Source organism: Lelliottia sp. SL45 (assembly GCF_026672535.1).
Taxonomy (GTDB): Bacteria; Pseudomonadota; Gammaproteobacteria; order Enterobacterales; family Enterobacteriaceae; genus Enterobacter; species Enterobacter nimipressuralis.
This window is the reverse complement of the sequence record NZ_JAPPRH010000002.1, coordinates 245085-267898: the sequence shown is the minus strand read 5'-3', so window position 1 is coordinate 267898 and position 22814 is coordinate 245085. Positions and strand designations below refer to the sequence as shown.

The window sequence follows — 22814 nt, the reverse complement described above, 5'->3', positions numbered from 1 at the left end:
TAACACCATGGATGGCAATAAATGAAATCTGGCAAACGAATTTTTCTTTTACTCTTACTTGCAGTTGCAGGCTGCCACTCGGCTGGATCTATAACCCCAGAAGAAACCGGTGAGATGCCTTATGGCCTATGGGGCTTTGCATTTTTTACGCCGAAAGCGCTCCCGGCCCTCGTAACTTATGTTGGCATCATTGATGATAAAAATATTCTCTACTCTTTCAGAACGCTTGATTGGGTTCAAGAAGACCTTTCGAGCATAGGCCATTGGGATAATCGCTATATGCGTTTCGCGCAATTTAACAAAGCTCGCCATCCACCGGTGGCCATGCTTTTTTGCTGGGATTCTATTATCGATAAAAAAACCTACGAGACGCATATTATTTTCCCGGCGTCTATGAGGGAACAAATGAACACCTCAACGGGCTTGGACTGGCTTGGTAAAGAGGCCTGGTACAGCACCATCCTGTTTGGTCTGGCTCGCGAGGGGAAGGTCAAAGTCTGGTTGCAAAATAGCGGAGGGGGCGACAACCTGCCGGTCGAACCAAAAAAAATCACGACCCTCTCTGGGGATAAGCTGGATGGATGCAAGGGGAGCACTCTGGCGAATTTCGACTACGAAATCCCTGATGGATATCCTGTAGAAACTAAAGACTTCATCAAAGGCAAAACCTACCCTTACGGTAACTGGTGAGGCTGGAAACTCATGTTTAACACCATGGATGGTAGATTAAGATATGCGGATGACAGCGGTTTCACATTCCATACACTGGAAGCCATGTCTGCGTTGGTTGCTTCAACAACTGTGTTTCCAGCATTCTGGCGAACTCCGATGAACAGCTCACCGGACGTGTCAACGACACTCCCATGAGAGAGCCAGAAGAGATCGCACTGACAATGGCCTCTGTGTTATTGCGCGTGGCGGATATTTCGCTGCTCAATTAATCGTTTTTTATGGCGAATAAACATTCATGCAGTCGAACGCGGAAGTCACTACATAATAGCCGTCAATAAGTCATCTCTTAATACGATGATGCATATATATCTGCGATATCATAGTTCTAATAGCTTATATTTTAAAAAAGAGTCTTTAAGAAAATATAAGCAATTACTTTTTTACCTTAATATCAAATGGTTGAACCATTTTTATTATTGTCTGAATATTACATCCTGTAATTGGATATATATACTTCTGGCTATTTGTACGTTTTAATCCTTGTAATGATAATTTTCGGTTTTTGAATGATAGTCAAGGATTTAAAATGGCATGGAAACCAAGTTTGCTCACCACCCTTATCTCGTGCTCAATTTTTAATACACATGCAGGTTTGATGCGAGAAGATGTATCAGTACAGGACTATCGGGACTTCGCTGAAAACTTGGGGGAATATACCCCGGGAGCTGAAAACATCGAAGTTTTTAAAACGGATGGAACCTCTGCTGGATTACTAAATTTTCCCATACCCGATTTTAGTTCGACGGATGACACGGCTGTTGCGACGCTGGTCTCGCCTTCTCATATTGTCAGTGTTGCCCACAATGGCGGCTATAAGTCAGTCAAATATGGAAATGCTGCGAAATACTCTTATAGCTATAAAATTATCAGCAGAAATGAGGACCCTTCAGGAAAGGACTTTCATGCTCCGCGCTTAAATAAAGTTGTTACTGATGCAGCACCTGCGCCTATGGTCGTACCCAATGATGCGCGTAAAGACCATGAGAGATATAAATATTTTGCCCGTGTGGGTTCAGGGACTCAAAGCCAGGTGGATGCCTCAACGCAAAAGGAGCATCAATATGCCTCGGCTTATAAATGGAAAAGCGTCGGGACTATCGTTGACCCTGTTTTTGAAAACTGGAGGCTAAGATGGACCGATTATGGCCCAACGGATTCACGCGTTCAGCCGTTTAGTAGTGCGGTAAAAGCAGGTGACAGCGGAAGCCCACTGTTTGTTTATGACAGTCTCGAGAAACAGTGGAAATTATATGGTGTTGCTACTTCTTTATCTGGCTCGGTACCCTATCAGTTTGTCAGCTATGCACTTGATCTACAGACCGCATTTCTGCAATCCGTAATAGCTGCAACCACGGATCCTGATGTCACTGATATTTCTGCTGATGGCGATATCCATTGGGGTGCTACAGGATTAACCCAGGGAAATTCGCAATGGCAATGGCACGGTCTGGAGTATGCGTTGCCTACCCAGGCGACCAATGATGAATTGAACACGACACATGACCTACGTTTCAATGGAGAAGGTGGGCTTATTGTGCTGGATTCGTCGGTGAATCTTGGCGCCGGGAAACTTCAGTTTTCCAATGATTATCGTGTCATATCAGCGGCAGATAAAAACGCAACCTGGGTTGGCGGTGGTATTGAAGTGGACGCCGGGAAAACCGTTGACTGGGAAGTGAATGGACTTGAGGGCGATAACCTCCACAAAATTGGCGAAGGTACGCTGTATGTTAATGCCACAGGCGTTAACGGCGGTGGATTGAGAGTGGGTGACGGCACCGTGGTACTGGCGCAACAGGCTGATCAGAATAATCAGCGTCAGGCGTTTTCCTCGATCACGTTAGTGAGTGGCCGCCCTGTTGTACAGCTTGGTGATGAGGACCAAATTACAGGGGATAAGATCTTTTTTGGTACGCGCGGCGGGATGCTTGATCTCAATGGCTACGATATGTCCTTCGCGGAGATCAATCATAACGACTCGGGGGCCATTATCGCTAACACTAATGATGCCAACCCCTCGACACTCACGTTGAACAATACCAGTACGCAGGCTTTTGTTGGTCACTTAGGCTCAGCGGAACACCCGGATGCACTCAACGTTAACTTTGCTCCGGTGGGAGCGAACAGCTGGAACTTTGCCGGTGGAGCTGAAATTAACGATATGACGTTGCAGGGTGGAACCGCAATCTTCAGTGGACGCCCAACGCCCCATGCCGCTGGTACTGTGTTCAGCGATGATTGGATCAGCGAAAGTTACTTCGTCAATCATCTCCAGGTGGAAAGCGATGCGCATTTCATTCTCAATGAACATGCTTCGCTAAATGGTCGGGTGGCACTTGCTGAACGCGCCGATATGTTAATGACCGGCAAAACACATTTCGTCGGTGATATTGAAATTGCTAAGTCGGCGAAACTGGTTGTCGACAATGATCCATCAGCACTGTCGAGCACCGATGGTTCAGCGGATAGCTGGCTTAATGGCAGCATTACAGGGGACGGTTCGTTAGAAAAATACGGCAGCGATACCTTGTTCTGGACGGGTGAAAATAGCCTGACTGGAGGGGTGAGTGTATATGAAGGGACGCTGAATTTTGCGGGTAGCGTCGATTCTGATATGAAGCTGTTTGATGGTACTACGCTGACGGGAAATGCCGCCGTTAATAATCTTACGCTGGGGGATTTCGTCACTCTACGTCCCTTTAATGAGTCAAATTCAGGCGTGTTAATGGCCACGAATTTTACGGCTGCATCTCAAACCATTAAAGGTGATTTTGTGGCCGGGAATGATACCCACCTGTATTTGCGTAGCCATATGGATGAGCAGCAACAAGTCAGCGACACCTTATTGATTTCAGGAAATGTTGATACGGCGAATGCCGTTACGATACATGTTGATTTGTCCGGTGATGGTTACATGACGGACGTTAATGGCAGCGGAATCGCAGGCTCGATCGAAGGTATTTCCCTTGTGCAGGTTGGGGGGACATCGACTAAAGGTAGTTTTGAGCTGGAACACGGTTACGTTGCAAATGGTCCCTGGCAGTATTCTCTCTATGCATTTGCACCAGGAAAAAGTGATGAAGAGGGGCGGCTGGTGAGTGGTACGGGTAATCAGTACTGGGATTATCGTCTGGAAAGTCGCTATTTGACTGAGGGTGATGAGCCCGTTACTCCCGATCCGGACCCCGACCCGATTCCGGACCCTGACCCGGTTCCGGACACAGATCCGATTCCAGATCCTGACCCGGCTCCTGACACGGACCCGATTCCAGACCCTGATCCGATTCCGGACCCTACACCGGCTCCTGACACGGACCCGATTCCAGACCCTGATCCGATTCCGGACCCTACACCGGCTCCTGACACGGACCCGATTCCAGACCCTGATCCGATTCCGGACCCTACACCGGCTCCGGACACAGACCCGATCCCGGATCCCATTCCAGACGAGCCTGGCAACGTAACGCCAGACCCTGTTGACCCAGTCAAACCGGGCAGGCTGGCCGTGGTACCGCAAGTTCCGTCCTACTTGTCGCTGCCCTCAGCGCTATTAAGTTATAACAGCCGGGTAAACCAGACTTTCCATAATTTGGCGCAAACCTCGACCCTGGCAGGGAAAGAGAGCGAGCATTATCCCGTCTGGATCGAGTACATCAATGGTGAGGACCGCTACCATTCATCGTTAGGATTTACTGACTATGGTTATGATTATACGAATAAAGAGCAAGGCTGGTTGCTGGGTGGAAAAGTGATGCACCTGGGTAACGACGAGCAATATCTGACGTGGAATATGGCTATTTCTAACGCCGATTTAACCGTGACGCCAGATGCCAAAGACGGTAACAGCGAAGGCAATTATACGACCTATGGCCTGACATCACTGCTTACCTTCCGTCACCAGAGTGGCTGGACATTCGATTTTGGTGCAGACGTCACGAAATACGATGGCGATGTGTCGACTGATGCGCGTGGGAAAGTAGCCGATATCGATGCTTATTCCTGGAGTAGCACGCTGGAAACCAGCTATCCGTTTACCTTGGATGAACATGAAATCGCTCCGGTGCTCGGGGCGGGTGTCCAGGTACTGAAGGTGGATGATTTTACCGATATCGACGGCAATGAAGTTCACTATGGCCATATTGTCCGTCCGACTGGCCAGGCGGGGGCGCGTTATCGCTACAAACTTCGAAATAGCGCGATAGGTAACATGATGCTGTATGCCAACGCTTATCTGACCAAAGATTTCAGTAATACACCAGATGTATGGATTGGTAGCGCGAGAAATCATGCCGTGTCATCGACGTTTGACATGGGAAAACCGGGCAGTTCAGCGAGTATTGATGTCGGCATTATCAGTGAGGTAACACCGCTCATTTCGATTAATACGGGTTTCCAGTATCAGCAGAGGCTAAGCAGCAACGATGAAGGGATCAGTTCGTGGCAGGGCAATGTTGGCGTAAGAGTGACCTTCTAATCGAATGTTATTAATGCCATATCATCACGCTGCCAGGTTAGCCTGATGCGAGTCATCGACACAACCCGCCTTTCGGCGGGTTTTTTTGGGCGTGGGTCGGAGTGCGTACAGTCGAGGTTTTAAGTTATCGCCAGAGTGGCCGCCTCCCGTACGTCATGTTTTAATTCCCCATCGGAGAGATTAATCCCAACACTTAAAAATGACTTTGCTATCAAGCGCTGCTTAATATTTAACCTTGAACTGCAGGCCCGAATGCGGCTATCCTTTGTCGCGACGAACCCCTCGTCATTTCTGGAGCACATAACGAAAAATGAACAATCACGACTGATGAATTTCGATCCTTGCTAAACGCTTGTGCGTCGGCAGGGGATGTTTTGATTTCATTCAGGAGTGCTTATGGCTCATTTTTGTGCGCAATCTCCCTCTTTTATTTTGCATCAGGTCACCTGTCAGTTTGCGACGGGCGATACCCTTTTTGGTCCGCTGAATTTAGCGCTGGAACCGTCGCTTTGTGCGCTGGTCGGGCGTAACGGCAGCGGCAAAACACGCCTGTTACGCCTGCTGGCCGGGCTGGACTCACCGACGAGTGGTCATATCGAGCGTCGCGGGTCGCATGTTTACGTCGCGCAGCAGCATGATATTTCTACGCAGACCACCCTAGCGGAACTGCTTGGCTACGACGACATTTTCGCGGCCCGCCGACGCATCGACAGCGGTGACTATCAGCCAGACGATCTGGAACGTCTCGACGGTTACTGGGACTTAGCTGAACGGTTAACCGTGGCGTTTCTCACGGCCAATCTTCCTCCTTTTGATCCCGAAAACCTCGCTTCTTCCCTTAGCGGCGGCGAACGCGTGCGGGCTTTGCTTTGCGGCGCTTTTACCGCTAATGCCGATTATCTGCTGCTTGATGAGCCGACGAACCACCTCGACAGACAGGGGCGTGAATGGTTTTACGCCCAGCTCGCGCATTGTCGTTGCGGCGTGATGGTCGCGACTCACGATCGCGAATTACTGGCGCAGGTGCCGCGCATACTGGAACTTAGCGGTACCGGGCTGCGCGTTTATGGCGGCAATTACGACGACTATCTACGCCAGCGTGATGCCGAACAGCAGGCGGCGCGTGCGGCGCTGGACCATGCTGCCACGGAGCGCAAACGCACCCGCGCCCGTATGCACAAAGAGCATGACGCCAGTCAGCGGCGGTCGGCGCAAACGCTGCGCACGGTCGATTCCATGAACATCGCCTCCTTTGAACGGATTAAATACAAAATGGCGGCGAAAGAGCGGCCCGGTACGTGGCGCAAGCAGCATCATGAACAAACTGACGCCCTGAATACTGCCGTAAAACAGGCGCGTGAGCGGGTGGAGGAAGAGAATCCGGTGATGTTTACCCTGCCGGGCAGCCGCATTGCCGAGGGCAAACAGGCGATCGTCCTGCAGGAGCTGGTTCTTCCGTACGTGAACATGACCCCTGTTAACTGGCGCATGGACGGGCCGATGCGTGTGGCGCTACGCGGGCCAAACGGCTGCGGGAAATCGACATTATTGAAGATTATTCTCGGTGAGCTGGAACCTGTTTCAGGAACCTGTCGCGTGTCGGTGCAAAGTGCGTATCTCGATCAGCACCTGTCGCAGCTGGATCTTACACAGTCCGTCATGACGCATCTCAACCTGCATGACACGCCGCTGGAAGAGGGCGTGCTGCGCAGTCGTCTGGCGCAGCTTCAACTGGGTGCGGATAAAGTCTCCCTGCCGCTGAGGGAGCTGAGCGGCGGCGAGCGTCTGAAAGCGGCGTTGGCGTGCGTCCTGTGGCGGGAAGAGGCTACCCAACTGCTGCTGCTGGATGAACCGACGAACCATCTGGATTTGGCCTCTGTACAGGCGATTGAAGCGGCGCTGGCCGGTTTTCCCGGTGCGCTGCTGGTGGTATCCCACGATCAGGCTTTCCTTAATGGACTCCAGCTGACCCATGAGATGGTGTGGGATGAGAAAGGATGGCGTTATGAACGGCTCTAGAAGACAAACCCCCGCAATTGCGGGGGCGATAAGATGAACGTATTAACTTACTGCGTACTGACTGTTCGAGCGACCTGAATCATGCGCATCAGTTTCAGCTCGGTCATGGAGGGTTTTACACGTTTTGATTCCCACTCATGGACCATGGCCACACTGACGCCCATCTCTCGGGCGAAATCATCAATTTTTAACCCTGTCCCTTTGCGTAATCGCTCAAATTCAGTAAAGGGATTCGTCTTTTGGGACGGGGTAACGGTCTGCGATAAATCTTTAAAAACAATTTGTTCCAGGCTGCTTAACAGCTCAAGCATAGGATCTTTAGATTCCATTAAGAACTCCTCTTAAATCACACAGCGGGATCGTGAACATCAGAGAGCCAATTAAGGATAGCCTCAAAAGAGTGCAAAAGATTGTCACGTCTGTGATTAATCGTGCGGTAACGATTGCCTTATTCGTTTCAGCAAAAGAGAGCGTGACGCTAATTGCCTGATTAATCGAAACAGGCTTTGCGCAGTATTTTTTTGTAAATCGTAAGAAATAAACCGGCAATAGCCGTTTTGCATGAAAAGAGTATCCTGACGGCCTGACCTGGACTATCCTAATCAGCGTCGGGCACGCGTGTGCCGGTGTGCGTTTTTTGGGTGAAAGGAGTATTAAAATGGCGACAGGAAAGTCCTGCTCTCGCTGGTTTGCGCCTATTGCGGCGTTGTTGATGGTAGTTAGCCTGAGTGGGTGTTTCGATAAAGAAGGCGATCAGCGTAAAGCGTTTATCGATTTTCTACAAAATACCGTGATGCGCAGTGGCGAGCATCTGCCGACGCTGACTGCGGATCAGAAAAAACAGTTTGGTCCCTTCGTTTCCGATTACGCCATCCTTTATGGTTATTCACAGCAGGTGAATCAGGCGATGGATTCCGGTTTGCGTCCGGTTGTGGACAGCGTTAACGCAATCCGCGTTCCACAGGACTATATGACTCAGCGTGAACCGCTGCGCCAGTCTAATGGTGCGCTCGGCGTGCTGAGCCAGCAGCTACAGAATGCGAAAATGCAGGCTGATGCGGCGCGTTCTGCGCTGAAACAGGGTGAAGATCTGAAACCTGTGTTTGATCAGGTGTACGAGAAAGTTGTCACCAAACCATCAGATGCGATGCAGCCGCTGATCCCAGCCGCGCAGATCTTTAGCCAGCAGCTGGTGCAGGTGGGTGATTTTATCTCCCAGCAGGGGACGCAGGTGAGCTTTGTCTCTAACGGCATTCAGTTCCCAACGTCTCAGCAAGCCAGCCAGTACAACACGCTGATTGGGCCGCTTGCCTCTCAGCACCAGGCCTTTAGCCAGGCGTGGAGCGCGGCAGTCACCGCGACGGAATAAAAGAAAACCCCGCCTGGTGCGGGGTTTTTTACAAGCTGATAAAAATAATGCTTGTCATTCATCTACCACATCGGTATAACTATTCCTGTCGGTTTGTTACACAGACCTAAAGCAGTTTAGTTAAGTAGTCCAGATGAGTTATCCAAAGATACCTTCGTAGTGACCCTTCCTTCATCGCTTAAAAATCTGTAACACATTCCATCATCGCGCCGGAAGGCAAAACGTATTTTAAAAAGGTAATTTCTATGTCTGGTAAAATGACTGGTCTGGTAAAATGGTTCAACGCTGATAAAGGCTTCGGCTTCATCACTCCTGACGATGGCTCTAAAGATGTATTCGTACACTTCTCTGCTATCCAGAACGAAGGCTACAAATCTTTGGACGAAGGTCAGAAAGTTTCCTTCACCATCGAAAGCGGCGCTAAAGGCCCAGCAGCTGGTAACGTTGTAAGCCTGTAAGCTTCCAACTCAGCAGCACAAGAATTTAAAAACCCGCCTCTGGCGGGTTTTTTTCGTTTCAGGCTTTGTGATTATTTTACCTGCGGGTTCACGCAGTTCTTCTCAACTTTCCCGTTCAGCGCATCAATCAGGTTATCCACCGCCGTGGACGCCATATTGTATCGCGTCTCATGAGTGGCCGAACCGATATGCGGCAGCGCAACCACGTTAGGCAATGCCAGCAGCGGCGAATCGATCGGCAGCGGCTCCTGCTCGAACACATCCAGACCCGCCGCGTGGATCTCACCCTGTTGCAAGGCTTCAATCAACGCCTTCTCATCCACCACTGGCCCACGGCCTGCGTTGATGAAAATGGCCGTTTTTTTCATTTTCTCAAACTCAGCTTTACCGATCAGATGATGCGTCTCATCCGTCAGTGGCAGGATCAGGCAGACATAATCCGCTTCCTGTAGCAGCGTATCCAACTCACAGTAACGACCATTGAAACGCTCTTCAGCTTCTTTATGCTGACGGCGTGCATTGTAGAGAATCGGCATGTTAAAGCCGAAATGCGCGCGCTGAGCCAGCGCCAGCCCGATACGGCCCATGCCGACAATCCCCAGCGTTTTGCCGTGAACGTCCACACCAAACCAGTCGGGACCGATGCTTTTAGTCCATTCGCCTGCTTTCACGCGCTCAGCCACTTCCACAACGCGACGAGCGGTGCTCAACACCAGCGCCATCAGCGTATCCGCAACCGTCTCGGTGAGTGCGGTTGGCGTGTGCATCAGCAGAACATTGCGTGCGTTAAGCGCCTCGACGTCAAAGTTGTCGTAGCCGACAGAGATCGTCGAAGTCGCACGAAGCTTCGGCATTTTCTCCAGCAATGCGCTATCCACTTTTTCGCTTGATCCCAGCAGCCCCTCCGCGCTGGCAAAGGCTTCCGCGTGCTGCGCCACGGTCTCCTGGCTCAGGTTTTTCACCTGCGTGACGGTGAAATGTTCCTCAAGACGTTTGTGTAGATCGTCGGGCAGTGCTTTATACAAAATGACGGACGGCTTCATGCTAATCTCCGTTGATTTTAAAAGGTTCAGGCGTGACGTGCGCCAGCAGGAATTTGTTGATTATTAGCAGGCTTAACAATCAAAGTAAGCCACACAGACGCGAAAAGTGCCACCCCCATAAATATGTACGAGGCTGCCGGGCTGCCGGTGGCGCCGTTGAGATAGCCAACAAACCACGAGCCGAAGAACGAACCTAACGCTCCCATGCTGTTGATCAGCGCCATCGCACCACCGGCGACATTACGCGGCAGCATTTCCGGGATGATGGCAAAGAACGGACCGTACGGCGCATACATGGCCGCGCCAGCGATCACCAGCAGCGTGTAAGAGACCCAGAAGTGGTTTGCGCCTACCGCCCATGAACCGATAAAGGCGAAAGCGGCAATCAACAACAGCGGCCAGACGAATAATTTACGATTTTGCAGCTTATCCGAGGCCCACGACACCACGATCATCGCGATCGTTGCCGCCAGATACGGTACCGATGACAGCCAGCCCACTTCCACCATGCCGAGGTTTTCGCCGCCGCTGCGAATAATCGACGGCAGCCACAGTACGAAACCGTACACCCCGATGCTCCACGCGAAATATTGCATACACAGCAGGATAACGTTGCGCGAACGGAAAGCTTCACCGTAGTTACGCACCGCTTTCAGCCCCTGCTGTTCTTTATCCAGTTCGGCCTGCAGCGCGGCTTTTTCACTGGTGGAAAGCCAGGTCGCCTGCGACGGTTTATCTTTCACCAGCACCCACCAGCAGAATGCCCAGATGATCGCCGGGAATCCTTCGATGATGAACATGTGACGCCAGCCGAATGACTGAATCAGATAACCCGAAACCACGGACATCCACAGGACCGTCACCGGGTTACCGAGGATCAAGAACGTATTGGCGCGTGAGCGTTCGGATTTGGTAAACCAGTTGCTGATGTAAATCAGCATCGCAGGCATCACGGCGGCTTCAACGACCCCGAGAATAAAGCGAATGGCGGCCAGTGCGGGGATATTATTGACCATCCCGGTGAGGGATGCGCAGGCGCCCCACAAAATCAGGCAGACAAAGATCAGTTTGCGCACGCTGCGGCGCTCGGCGTAAATCGCTCCAGGGATCTGGAAGAAGAAATAGCCAAGGAAGAACAGGGCGCCTAACAGGGACGAGACGCCTTTGGTGATCCCCAAATCTTCGGTGATCCCTGCGGCAGACGCGAAACTGAAGTTCGCGCGATCAAGGTACGCCAGGCTGTACGTGATAAACACGATAGGCATGATGTACCACCAGCGTTTAACTGCATTGGTCGATGTGTTCATGGGCTTGCCTCTGTTGTTGAGGTTTATACCGCCGTTGTCTGTAGGGTACACGGTGGCTGATTATTGTTACTCGGACAGTTGTGCGCGGGTCGGCAATCCTTCGCTGTCGCCTTGCACCTGAATGGCCAGCGATCCGATCTTATTCCCGCGTGCGACGGCCTGTTGTAGCGTTTTGCCTTCCAGCAGGGCGCTAATCACCCCGACTGCGAATCCATCTCCTGCGCCGACGGTGTCGACAACGTTATCGACTTTCACCGCAGCGACAGCACCTTTCTCGCCGCTGGCGGTTTTGAACCATGCTCCGTCAGCGCCGGTTTTCAGCACCACGGCTTGCACGCCGTGCTCCAGATAAAAATCGGCGATCCCTTCCGGGGTTTTCTGCCCGGTGAGGATCATGCCCTCTTTCAGACCGGGCAGAACCCAGTTTGCCTGGAAGGCCAGGTGATTGAGCTTTTCAACCATCTCGGCTTCGCTTTTCCACAGCACCGGGCGTAGGTTCGGATCGAAAGAGATCGTCTTACCCTGGGCTTTCAGGGTACTGGCCGCGTGATCGAGCAGATCGTACGAGCTGGCCGACAACGCCGCTGCGACGCCACTCAAATGCAGATGCCGCGCTGAAGAAAAGTAAGCAGGATGAAAATCTTGCGTGGAAAGATGGCTGGCGGCGGAGCCTTTGCGGAAATACTCCACAATGGGATCGGTTCCATTTTCGACTTTAGATTTGAGTTGAAAGCCGGTCGCGAAACGGTTGTCGAGAGTGACGCCCGCCGCGTCGATCCCCTCTTTTTTCAGCGAATCCAACACAAAATGGCCAAAACTGTCGTCGCCCACGCGGCTGACCCAGCCAACGTTGAGTCCCAGGCGCGCCAGGCCGGTTGCTACGTTCAGCTCTGCGCCGGCAACGCGTTTGATAAAGTGTTCAACCGAGCGCAGCTCGCCCGTTTCCGTGGCCACAAACATGGCCATGGCTTCACCGATGGTGATGACGTCCAGAGAATCAGACATGGCGTATCTCCTCACGCAGCAGATTGACGTAATGGCGGGTGACCGCCGCTAAATCTGGCCCTTCCAGCGGGAATTCAATGCCGCGAGGGGCGTCGGCCGGAAGCTGGTTCAGCAGATCCATCCAGCGGGCATCGGCGTTATCCGGTGGAATAGCGCGGAAGTGTTGGTGATGCGGGACAGCCGCTTTGACATGGATATAGCTCACCGCCGGGGCCAGATGGCGCGCGGCTTCTTCCGGCGATTCGCCAACCCACAGCCAGTTTCCGGTATCGAAGGTGAGGGTGACAGGCAGTTCCATCACCCGGCAGGCCGCCTTGAAACGCTGCATTGGCGCAAGCTGCCCGCAGTCGGTCTGATCATTTTCCACTACCAGCGTCATCCCGCTTTCCAGCAGCAGTTCGCGTAAGGCTACAAGGGGCTGTTTATCGCGGAAATGACCCAGTGAGACTTTCAGCCACAGGGCATTGAGGGTGCTGGCTTCTGCGAGATAGCGCGGCAGATCCGGGTTCAGTGTGCCGTCTGGCATCAGTAACGCGGCGGGGGCGGAGTAACAGGCGAACAAACCGAGCAGTTCGATAGACTGAGCCAATGTCGGCAACGCCTGTAGCTCCTCATCATTAAACAGCTCCCGGCGGATCTCGACGCCGTCGGCTCCCCCGGCGGCAATGACCGGTAATATGGCCCGCTGGCCGCCCACCTGACGGACGTGATCTGCGCCATACGCGGCGGTGACGACGATGATTTTCCTGCCCATTGGCTGACTCCCATTCATAGCTGATAGGTATTACGCTAGATGGAACCGGTTCCAAAGAAAAGGTCAGGATGTTGAATTTATGATCGTCATCACGAAGGGGGGTTAACGCGACGTCGAGCCGCGTACGATCAGCTCACCGGAGAAGACCTGCTCGCGCACGGTGTCGGTAATGCCTTCGATGCGGCGCACCACCTGCTCGACGGCGGCGTAGCCAATCTGCCAGGTCGGCTGTTTGAGGGTAGTAATACCAACCCCTGCCAGCTCGGCCCATTCGAGTTCGTCGAATCCGAGCAGGCCAATATCGCTGCCCCAGTTCAGGCCAATACGTTTGAGGGAGCGGGCCACCTGCAGCGTGAGCGCGCCGTTGGCGGAAATCACCGCTTTGCGCATCCCGCGATGGCGAGTATGGAACTGGCGCAGGGTATTATCCATTTGATCGGCTTCGTGCAGCGGAATTTCGGCATTCTCGGCGATCACGCCAGGATAACGCGCCAGGGTGGCGCGAAATGCGCTGAGACGGTCGCGACGGGTATTTACCATGCCCAGCGGCTCGCTCATGAACAAAATCGCTTCAAAACCTTGCTCGATCAGGTGTTCTGTTGCCGTTGTGGCGGCCTGAGTGTTGTCCAGTCCTACCACGTCACAGGCAAATTCCGGGATTTTGCGATCAATCAGCACCATCGGCAGGGACGACTGTTGCAGGCGGTTAAGCCCCTCTTCGCGCATCCCCACGGCATTAACTACTATGCCTTCGACCTGGTAGCTGCGCAGCAGGTCAAGGTAGTGCAGCTCCTGGTCCACTTCGTTGTTGGTGTTACACACCAGCGGGGTGAAGCCCTTTTCGCGGCACGCGGCTTCGATGCCACTGAGCACGTTGACGGAGTAGGGGTTGGTGATGTCGGCGATGATCAGACCGATGAGGCGAGTGCGACCATGCTTCAGGCCGCGAGCCATCAGGCTTGGGCGGTAATCCAGTTCGGCGATGGCTTGTTCAATACGGGCCAGCAGCGCGTCGGAAAGCAGATGTTTCTCGCCATTAAGATAGCGCGAAATACTGGTTTTTCCGGTTTTGGCGGCTTTCGCCACGTCGCTGATGGTGGGCCGTGCTGATTTGCTCATCGCTGATTCCCTTAAGATTAGTGAGAACACCTTAGCGGGAAAATCAACGATGGCAAGCGCTTCATGCCGGATGGCGCAGCCGCCACCCGGCATTTCAATTACTGAATGGGGCTTAATGTGATCTCAACGCGGCGGTTCTGCGCTTTGCCTTCTGCCGTGCTGTTGCTGGCAATTGGATTCGCCGGGCCCATGCCGCTGGTGCGGATGCGGTTTGCGGCAACGCCCTGAGTGATCAGCGAGCTGGCGACAGAATCCGCGCGCTGCTGAGACAGACGCATATTCAGATCCTGGCTCCCGGTGCTGTCGGTGTAGCCAATGACGTTCACGGCTGTTTTGCTGTACTCTTTGAGCACCGTTGCCACGCCGGTCAGCGTGTTGGCACCCGCCGGTTTCAGCGTTGCGCTGCTGCTGTCGAAGGTCACGTTGTTCGGCATGTTCAGAATGATGTTGTCGCCACTTCGCGTCACGCTCACGCCCGTTCCCTGCATTTTGTCGCGCAGTTTAGCTTCTTGCACATCCATGTAATATCCTACGCCGCCGCCCAATGCGGCACCCGCTGCAGCCCCGATCAGCGCGCCTTTGCCGCGATCTTTCTTCGAGGAAGAGAGTGCGCCAACGCCTGCGCCGACCAATGAGCCAATACCCGCGCCAATGCCGGATTTGCCCGCTTCACGTTCGCCGGTGTAAGGGTTGGTTGTGCAGCCAGAAACCGCCAGTGCTCCACTGACCAGAGCCGCAATGACAAGTACGCGTTTATTCATCTTATTTCCTTAATCCTTTTTATTCTTTGCCACGAAGCGTGTGGCGGTTGATTATGACGCCCTGAGAGGAAGAAAATTCCAGGGCTAACTCTGAAATTTGTGTCCAAATCTTAAATAGCCTCAAAGAAGGCCGTCACACCTGCAACAGACAAACCCAGGAGCGCACGCTTGACCACTTCAATAAAAACGATTCTGACCGCCGCCCACTGGGGCCCGATGCTGGTTGAAACCGATGGCGAGAATGTCCTGTCCTCGCGCGGGGCGCTGCCAACGCAGCACCCTAATTCGTTACAAACTGTGGTGCGCGATCAGGTGCACAGCAAAACCCGCGTGCGCTGGCCGATGGTGCGTAAGGGTTTTCTGGCCTCGCCGGATAATCCGCAGGGTACGCGCGGGCAGGATGAGTTCGTTCGGGTGAGCTGGGATGATGCGCTGGCGTTGATCCATACGCAGCACAAACGTATTCGTGAGACCCATGGCCCGGCGTCTATATTTGCGGGTTCTTATGGCTGGCGTTCGAACGGTGTGCTGCACAAAGCGGCGACGCTCCTGCAGCGCTATATGAGCCTGGCGGGGGGATACACCGGCCATCTCGGTGACTACTCAACCGGTGCGGCGCAAGCGATCATGCCGTACGTTGTCGGCGGAAATGAAGTTTATCAGCAGCAGACCAGCTGGCCGCTGGTGCTGGAGCATACGGATGTGGTGGTGCTGTGGAGCGCCAATCCGCTCAACACGCTCAAAATCGCGTGGAACGCGAGCGATGAGCAGGGGATTCCCTATTTCGATGCGCTGCGTAAAAGCGGTAAACGCCTGATCTGTATTGACCCGATGCGCTCCGAAACCGTCGATTTCTTCGGCGATAGCGTCGAGTGGTTGGCCCCGCACATGGGGACCGACGTCGCGATGATGCTGGGTATCGCCCATACGCTGGTGGAAAACGGCTGGCACGACCAGGCGTTTCTCGCCCGCTGCACAACCGGGTATGACAAATTCGCTGACTACCTGACGGGCAAAACCGACGGGATCGCCAAAACCGCCGAGTGGGCGGCGGACATTTGCGGCATTGATGCGGCGAAAATCCGCGAACTGGCGGCACTGTTCCACGAAAATACCACTATGCTGATGTCCGGCTGGGGAATGCAGCGCCAGCAGTTTGGCGAGCAAAAACACTGGATGCTGGTGACCCTGGCGGCGATGCTGGGCCAGATTGGTACGCCGGGCGGCGGCTTTGGTTTGTCGTATCACTTTGCTAACGGCGGAAACCCGACCCGTCGCGCTGCGGTTCTGGCCTCGATGCAGGGTTCCGTGCAGGACGGGATTGATGCGGTAGATAAAATCCCGGTGGCGCGCATCGTCGAAGCGCTGGAAAATCCTGGTGGTTTCTACCAGCATAACGGCCTGGACCGCCACTTCCCGGATATCCGTTTTGTCTGGTGGGCGGGCGGCGCAAACTTCACCCATCATCAGGATACCAACCGACTGATCCGCGCCTGGCAAAAGCCGGAGCTGGTGGTGATTTCCGAATGCTTCTGGACGGCGGCAGCCAAACACGCCGATATCGTTCTGCCAGCGACCACCTCCTTTGAGCGTAACGATCTCACCATGACCGGCGACTACAGCAATCAGCACATGGTGCCGATGAAGCGCGTCGTTGCGCCGCGCGGTGAAGCCCGGGATGACTTTGAGGTGTTTGCGGAGCTGAGCGAACGCTGGGAAGAGGGCGGTCGTGAGCGTTTCACCGAAGGGAAATCCGATCTCGAGTGGCTTGAGACGTTTTACCAGATTGCCGCGCAGCGCGGTGCCGCTCAGGGGGTAACATTGCCGCCGTTTGCTCAGTTCTGGGAAGCGAATGAGATCGTCGAAATGCCGGAGAGTGAGCAGAACGCACAGTTTGTTCGCTTCGCGGACTTCCGCCGCGACCCACAATCGCATCCGCTGAAAACCGAAAGCGGCAAAATTGAGATCTACTCGCAACGTATCGCCAGCTTTAACTATGCCGACTGCCCACCGCACCCGATGTGGCTGGAGCCGGACGAGTGGCACGGCAATGCGCAGCCAACACAGTTGCAGGTGCTCTCTGCGCACCCGGCGCACCGTCTGCACAGCCAGCTGAACTATTCGTCCCTGCGCGAGCAGTACGCCGTGGCCGGACGCGAACCAATTACGCTGCATACCCTTGATGCGAAAGCGCGCGGAATTGCCAATGGCGATGTGGTGCGCGTCTGGAACGCTCGCGGGCAGGTGCTGGCCGGGGCGGTGGTGAGTGAGGGAATTAAACCGGGCGTGATCTGTATCCACCAGGGGGCGTGGCCGGATCTGGAACTCACGGCTGGCGGGATTTGCAAAAACGGCGCAGTAAACGTGCTCACCAAGGATCTCCCCAGCTCGAAGCTGGGGAACGGGTGCGCGGGGAACACGGCGCTGGCGTGGGTAGAGAAATATCAGGGCCCTGAGCTGACGCTTACGGCGTTTGATCCGCCTGCCAGCTCATAATCCACGTCGGGTGTTGAGTCTCTTCTTGCCAGGCGCTGTCTTCAATGCGAAAACCCTGAGCATGGTAGAAATTCACCGCCCGACTGTTTTTCTGGTAAACCTCAAGACTGAGATAGGGGAACTGCTGCTGCACGTGGTGGATCAGCGTGTGGCCGATCCCTCTCCCCGCATGAGCGGTGGCGACAAAGAGTGCGCCGATAAACTGCGACTCCATCACGCTGATAAAACCACGCACCTCGCCTTCCTCTTCCCATACCCAGGTTTCTGCACCGGGGAGATAGGTGTCGCGTACCAGCGGTTCACTCTCAATCCAGTATTGCGCGTCGATAAACGGGTGCGCCTCGGTGGTGCTTTCAAGCCATAAACTGAGCAGCGGCGCAGTGTTTTCACTTTGCCATTTGCGAATCATGTTGGCCTCCTGGGTGGCAAAAACAGCCCGTGATATGATCGTTCACCAGACCGCAGGCCTGCATAAATGAGTAGCAAATCGTGGTGCCAACAAATTTGAAACCACGCTTTTTCAGTGCCTTAGACAGGGCATCGGAGGCGGACGTGGAGGTGGGGATTTCACCCATTGTCGCGGCCTGTGTCACCTGCGGCGTGTTGTCGACAAACGACCAGACAAAATCGGAGAAAGGCTCGCCACTTTCGGCCATCGCCAGGTACGCTTTTGCGTTGCCAATAATGGCCTGAATTTTCCCGCGATGCCGGATAATACTGGCATCCAGCACCAGCCGTTCGACGTCTTCCTCAGTCATGGCGGCCACCGCAACGGGATCGAACTGATGGAAGGCGTTGCGATAGTTTTCCCGTTTTTTTAGCACCGTAATCCACGATAAACCCGCCTGCTGGCCTTCCAGGCAGATCATCTCAAAGAGCTTTTTACCGTCGGTCTCCGGCACGCCCCATTCTTTATCGTGATAGTCGATATAGAGCTGATCCTGGCTTACCCATCCGCAACGTTGCATTGGTTTTCATCCTTAATGATTTAACCCGTAAAAAAATCAACCCACCTGGCTTGACGTGTGCCTCAAAAAGACAATATTTAATTAAGGGCTTTGCCCTCATACCTCTTTCTAACAATGACAAATATCGCCGAATTCGGCTCTTTCTGGAGTCGCTTTGATGATGATAAAAATAATCAGTGGTCGCCATGCTGTTACTGGCCTGGCGGGAGTCTCTGTCTGTTTGTTTTTTTGTAGCACAGCTTACGCCTGGCAACAGGAATATATCGTTTCGGATGCGCAAAATAATACGACCGAACGCTATACATGGGACGCCGATCACCAACCGCGTTATGACGATATTCTCGCGGAGCGTATTCGTTCTTCCCAGAACGTTCCGGGGCTGGCGTTGAACATGCCGGAAAATTATCCTGCGGAATCTGACAGTACCCTTTCGCTGAGCCTGACGATTCCGGTGACGCAGAAGGTGACCACGGGGCCGGTTGCCGCGTGGCATTACGACGGTTCGTCGCCCATGGCGTACAACGAATACGGTGACAATGGCAGCCAGTCGCTTACCGACCCGCTGTGGCATGCCAGCGTGAGTACGCTCGGCTGGCGCGTCGATACACGCGTGGGCGGTCTACGACCGTGGGCGCAAATTAGCTACAACCAGCAGTTTGGCGATAATCAGTGGAAGCCGCAGTCGGGGATGAGCCGCCTGCCGGCCTCCATGCAGTACGATAACTGGATGGATGTGACCGTGGGTGCCGACGTGCTGCTTTACCCGCATATGGCCGCGTACGCCTCTTTGTCTCAGGCGGATAACACCATGACCGGCGCGGATTATTTATATACCCTGGGTGTGAGCGCCAGATTTTAATATTGTTATTTAATTCAACCTTGCTGTAACATCTTAAATACAAGAATGGCCGTGCTTGTGGCGATAGCGAGCACTAACAAACTCGTTATCTTTCGCCCGGCAAGGTCATTCATTCCTGATTCCAGGCATTTCATTCCGTCTCCACTGCATTTCATGCCGTTTTCCCCCAGGCCTTTTGAGGTTTTGTTTATCGTTGTCTGCAGCGAATTCCTTTAATTTCTCTTGCAGGACAACTGCCATGAACACATCAACATACAACCGCACTCGTTGGCTGACCCTATTTGGCACCATCGTGACGCAATTTGCGTTGGGATCGGTTTATACCTGGAGCCTGTTTAACAGCGCGCTCTCTGACAAACTCGGCGCGCCGGTGAGCCAGGTGGCGTTCTCGTTCGGCTTGCTGAGCCTGGGGCTGGCGTTGTCCTCGTCTATTGCCGGGAAATTGCAGGAACGTTTTGGCGTGAAACGCGTGACCATGGCCTCGGGCATCCTGCTGGGCGTCGGCTTCTTTCTGACGGCGCACTCCAGTAACCTGATGATGCTCTGGCTGAGCGCCGGGGTGCTGGTGGGGCTGGCAGATGGCGCGGGCTACCTGCTGACCCTGTCGAACTGCGTGAAGTGGTTCCCGGAGCGTAAAGGCTTAATCTCAGCTTTCTCCATTGGCTCTTATGGTCTGGGTAGTCTCGGGTTTAAATTTATCGATTCGCACCTGCTTGCCTCCGTGGGCCTGGAAAAGACCTTTATGATCTGGGGCGCTATTGTGCTGGTGATGATTCTGTTCGGCGCGACGCTGATGAAAGATGCCCCGATGCAGGAAGTGAAAACCGTTAACGGCGTTGTGGAAAATGACTTCACGCTGGCGCAGTCCATGCGCAAACCACAGTACTGGATGCTGGCGGTTATGTTCCTGACAGCCTGCATGAGCGGTCTGTATGTAATTGGCGTGGCGAAAGATATCGCCCAGGGGATGGTGAAACTGGATGCGATGACTGCGGCGAATGCGGTAACCGTGATTTCCATTGCCAACCTGTCTGGTCGTCTGGTACTGGGTATTCTCTCCGACAAAATCGCCCGTATCCGTGTGATTACGCTGGGGCAGGTGATCTCCCTGGTCGGTATGGCGGCCCTGCTGTTTGCGCCACTGAATGAGATGACCTTCTTCGCGGCGATTGCCTGCGTGGCCTTCAATTTTGGTGGCACCATTACCGTGTTCCCGTCACTGGTGAGCGAGTTCTTTGGCCTGAATAATCTGGCGAAGAATTACGGGGTGATTTACTTAGGTTTCGGTATCGGCAGCATCTGCGGGTCCCTCATCGCCTCGCTGTTCGGCGGCTTCTATGTCACCTTCTGTGTCATCTTCGCCCTGCTGATTATCTCACTCGCGCTCTCCACCACGATTCGCCAGCCACAGCGGCAGGTATTTAACGAAGCGCATGCGTGATGACTGACTGAAAAGGCTGGATTTTCCGGCCTTTTCTTTTATCAACACGCTGAGCGTTCTTTGACCCAATCTGCTTTCGAACTTGATTTTTTGTAAATATCTACTGCAATCACACTCTCTGCTGCCACTTTTTCCTGTCACTGTGGTCTACTTACCACGCTTTAGACGTTTCTGATAACGATCCCCTGAGCGAATATCTACTCTGTTCACTTTTACAGCTAAAAGTGGATGGCGTGACTGTCCCTTTTTTCGGGTAGCCTGCATGAAATACATTAAATCGATGACGCAACAAAAGCTGAGCTTTTTGCTGGCGTTGTACATCGGCCTGTTTATGAATGGCGCTGTTTTTTTCCGTCGGTTTGACGGGTTCGCGCAAGACTTTACCGCCTGGAAAGGAATCGCAGCGGTTGTTGAGTTGGTTGGTACCGTTCTGGTTACCTTTTTCTTATTACGTCTCCTCTCACTGTTTGGACGCCGCATCTGGCGCGTTCTGGCATCTCTGGTGGTGCTCTGCTCGGCAGGTGCCAGCTATTACATGACTTTTATGAACGTGGTTATTGGCTACGGCATTATTGCCTCAGTCATGACGACGGATATCGATCTCTCGAAAGAGGTGGTCGGCCTGCACTTTATCCTGTGGCTGGTGGGCGTCAGTGCGCTGCCGCTGCTGCTCATCTGGAGTAACCGCTGCCGCTATACCCTGCTGCGTCAGATGCGCACGCCAGGGCAACGCGTCCGAAGCGTCGCGGTGGTGCTGCTGGCGGGGCTGATGGTCTGGGGCCCGATTCGTCTGCTTGAAGTGAAGCAGAAGAGTGACGAACGTACTTCTGGCGTGGATTTGCCGAGCTATGGCGGCGTGGTGGCGAACTCCTATCTGCCTTCTAACTGGATTTCCGCGCTGGGCCTGTACGCCTGGGCGCAGGTGGATGAGTCTTCCGATAATAAATCTCTGCTCAATCCGGCGAAGCAGTTCACCTACGAAGCGCCTAAAGATATCGACGATACCTATGTGGTCTTTATCATCGGTGAAACGACGCGCTGGGATCATATGGGGATTTTAGGCTACGACCGCGATACCACGCCGAAACTGGCGCAGGAGAAGAACCTGATCGCTTATCGGGGCTACTCATGTGATACGGCGACCAAGCTGTCGCTGCGCTGCATGTTTGTTCGCGAGGGCGGGGCGGATGACAACCCGCAGCGTACCCTGAAAGAGCAGAACGTCTTCTCGGTGCTGCATCAGCTTGGATTCAGTTCTGATCTCTACGCGATGCAGAGCGAGATGTGGTTCTACAGCAACACGATGGCGCAGAACATTGCCTATCGTGAGCAGATCGGCGCTGAGCCGCGTAACCGCGGGAAGAGCGTTGACGATATGCTGCTCATCGATGAGATGAAAGGCTCGCTGAGCAACAATCAGGATGGGAAGCATATGATCATCCTGCATACCAAAGGCTCGCACTTTAACTACACCCAGCGTTACCCGCGCAGCTTTGCCAAATGGACGCCGGAGTGTGTGGGCGTAGACAAAGACTGCACCAAAGAGCAGCTGATTAACTCTTACGATAACTCGGTGATGTACGTGGATCACTTTATCGAAAGCGTGATTGACCAAGTACGCGACAAGAAAGCGATTGTTTTCTATGCCGCCGACCACGGTGAGTCGATCAACGAGTATGAGCACCTGCACGGTACGCCGCGCAAGATGGCGCCACCGGAGCAGTTCCGCGTGCCGATGATGGTGTGGATGTCGGATAAATATCTGGAAAACCCGGATAAAGAGAAGATGTTCCAGCACCTGAAACAGCAGGCTGAAATGAAGGTGCCTCGCCGTCACGTTGAGCTGTATGACACCATCATGGGTTGTCTCGGCTATACCTCGCCAGACGGCGGGATTAATGAGAACAACAACTGGTGCCATGTCCCTGATGGCCCGGCGAAAGCCACTAAGTAACCGAGCTGGCGAGTTTCTCGCCAGTCGAATGGCTTTTTGAAGATAAGGGATTGAC

At 53.6% G+C, this 22814-nt stretch carries 18 protein-coding genes; 9 read left to right on the top strand and 9 right to left on the bottom strand.

Going from position 1 to position 22814, the window contains the following annotated elements; all coding sequences use genetic code 11:
- Nucleotides 1-21 precede the first annotated feature (21 nt).
- The 3 genes from OVA10_RS05135 to OVA10_RS05125 all read left to right on the top strand — a co-directional run bounded on the left by OVA10_RS05135 (nucleotide 22) and on the right by OVA10_RS05125 (nucleotide 7225).
- The gene (locus OVA10_RS05135) at nucleotides 22-690 is read left to right on the top strand and encodes a DUF2931 family protein (RefSeq protein WP_248859456.1); all 669 of its coding nucleotides are present in this window, start codon (nucleotides 22-24) and stop codon (nucleotides 688-690) included.
- 568 nt (nucleotides 691-1258) lie between these two features.
- The gene (locus tag OVA10_RS05130; RefSeq protein WP_268195530.1) at nucleotides 1259-5206 is read left to right on the top strand and encodes a S6 family peptidase; all 3948 of its coding nucleotides are present in this window, start codon (nucleotides 1259-1261) and stop codon (nucleotides 5204-5206) included.
- 396 nt (nucleotides 5207-5602) lie between these two features.
- A complete protein-coding gene (locus OVA10_RS05125; RefSeq protein ID WP_268195529.1) occupies nucleotides 5603-7225 on the top strand; it encodes an ABC-F family ATP-binding cassette domain-containing protein in 1623 nt (540 codons plus the stop codon).
- A gap of 47 nt (nucleotides 7226-7272) precedes the next feature.
- On the opposite strand, the gene OVA10_RS05120 is transcribed toward OVA10_RS05125, so the two are convergent.
- Complete coding sequence (locus OVA10_RS05120) at nucleotides 7273-7554, bottom strand: HTH-type transcriptional regulator (protein ID WP_123429662.1); 282 nt, start codon at nucleotides 7552-7554, stop codon at nucleotides 7273-7275.
- 329 nt (nucleotides 7555-7883) lie between these two features.
- On the opposite strand from OVA10_RS05120, the gene OVA10_RS05115 reads away from it, so the two are divergent.
- On the top strand, nucleotides 7884-8594 hold the full coding sequence (locus tag OVA10_RS05115; protein ID WP_100778130.1) for a DUF3053 domain-containing protein: 711 nt from the start codon (nucleotides 7884-7886) through the stop codon (nucleotides 8592-8594).
- A 245-nt stretch (nucleotides 8595-8839) separates the two neighbouring features.
- A complete protein-coding gene (cspE, locus tag OVA10_RS05110; RefSeq protein WP_006177792.1) occupies nucleotides 8840-9052 on the top strand; it encodes a transcription antiterminator/RNA stability regulator CspE in 213 nt (70 codons plus the stop codon).
- A 71-nt stretch (nucleotides 9053-9123) separates the two neighbouring features.
- On the opposite strand, the gene ghrB is transcribed toward cspE, so the two are convergent.
- The 6 genes from ghrB to OVA10_RS05080 form a co-directional block, all read right to left on the bottom strand.
- Entirely contained in the window at nucleotides 9124-10095 is a 972-nt protein-coding gene (ghrB, locus tag OVA10_RS05105) for a glyoxylate/hydroxypyruvate reductase GhrB (RefSeq protein ID WP_123429661.1), read from the bottom strand.
- 26 nt (nucleotides 10096-10121) lie between these two features.
- Nucleotides 10122-11402, bottom strand: a complete 1281-nt coding sequence (locus tag OVA10_RS05100; protein ID WP_100778128.1) for an MFS transporter — start codon at nucleotides 11400-11402, stop codon at nucleotides 10122-10124.
- Between the two features lie 66 nt (nucleotides 11403-11468).
- A complete protein-coding gene (locus OVA10_RS05095) occupies nucleotides 11469-12407 on the bottom strand; it encodes a sugar kinase (protein ID WP_268195528.1) in 939 nt (312 codons plus the stop codon).
- Entirely contained in the window at nucleotides 12400-13161 is a 762-nt protein-coding gene (locus OVA10_RS05090; protein ID WP_268195527.1) for a sugar phosphate isomerase/epimerase family protein, read from the bottom strand. The genes OVA10_RS05095 and OVA10_RS05090 overlap by 8 nt, the downstream gene beginning before the upstream one ends.
- A gap of 102 nt (nucleotides 13162-13263) precedes the next feature.
- Nucleotides 13264-14280: a LacI family DNA-binding transcriptional regulator gene (locus OVA10_RS05085; RefSeq protein ID WP_107702490.1), complete on the bottom strand. Its 1017-nt coding sequence runs from the start codon at nucleotides 14278-14280 to the stop codon at nucleotides 13264-13266.
- A gap of 98 nt (nucleotides 14281-14378) precedes the next feature.
- The gene (locus OVA10_RS05080; protein ID WP_100778124.1) at nucleotides 14379-15041 is read right to left on the bottom strand and encodes an OmpA family lipoprotein; all 663 of its coding nucleotides are present in this window, start codon (nucleotides 15039-15041) and stop codon (nucleotides 14379-14381) included.
- Between the two features lie 216 nt (nucleotides 15042-15257).
- Here OVA10_RS05080 and OVA10_RS05075 point away from each other — a divergent pair, with 216 nt between their 5' ends.
- Nucleotides 15258-17537, top strand: coding sequence for a molybdopterin guanine dinucleotide-containing S/N-oxide reductase (locus OVA10_RS05075; protein WP_268195603.1), 2280 nt, complete (start codon nucleotides 15258-15260; stop codon nucleotides 17535-17537).
- Here OVA10_RS05075 and OVA10_RS05070 read toward each other — a convergent pair.
- Nucleotides 17506-17946, bottom strand: coding sequence for an N-acetyltransferase (locus OVA10_RS05070; protein WP_268195526.1), 441 nt, complete (start codon nucleotides 17944-17946; stop codon nucleotides 17506-17508). The two genes, OVA10_RS05075 and OVA10_RS05070, sit on opposite strands and share 32 nt — an antisense overlap.
- A complete protein-coding gene (gene tag / locus OVA10_RS05065; RefSeq protein WP_102105012.1) occupies nucleotides 17924-18505 on the bottom strand; it encodes a DNA-3-methyladenine glycosylase I in 582 nt (193 codons plus the stop codon). Before tag ends, OVA10_RS05070 begins: the two co-directional genes overlap by 23 nt.
- A 157-nt stretch (nucleotides 18506-18662) precedes the next feature.
- Here tag and OVA10_RS05060 point away from each other — a divergent pair, with 157 nt between their 5' ends.
- From OVA10_RS05060 to eptB, 3 genes are all read left to right on the top strand, one after another.
- Nucleotides 18663-19364: an autotransporter domain-containing protein gene (locus OVA10_RS05060; RefSeq protein ID WP_102105011.1), complete on the top strand. Its 702-nt coding sequence runs from the start codon at nucleotides 18663-18665 to the stop codon at nucleotides 19362-19364.
- Nucleotides 19365-19602: 238 nt separating this feature from the next.
- Entirely contained in the window at nucleotides 19603-20805 is a 1203-nt protein-coding gene (locus OVA10_RS05055; RefSeq protein WP_100778119.1) for an L-lactate MFS transporter, read from the top strand.
- A 262-nt stretch (nucleotides 20806-21067) separates the two neighbouring features.
- Complete coding sequence (gene eptB / locus OVA10_RS05050; RefSeq protein WP_107702486.1) at nucleotides 21068-22759, top strand: kdo(2)-lipid A phosphoethanolamine 7''-transferase; 1692 nt, start codon at nucleotides 21068-21070, stop codon at nucleotides 22757-22759.
- The last annotated feature ends 55 nt before the right edge of the window (nucleotides 22760-22814 follow it).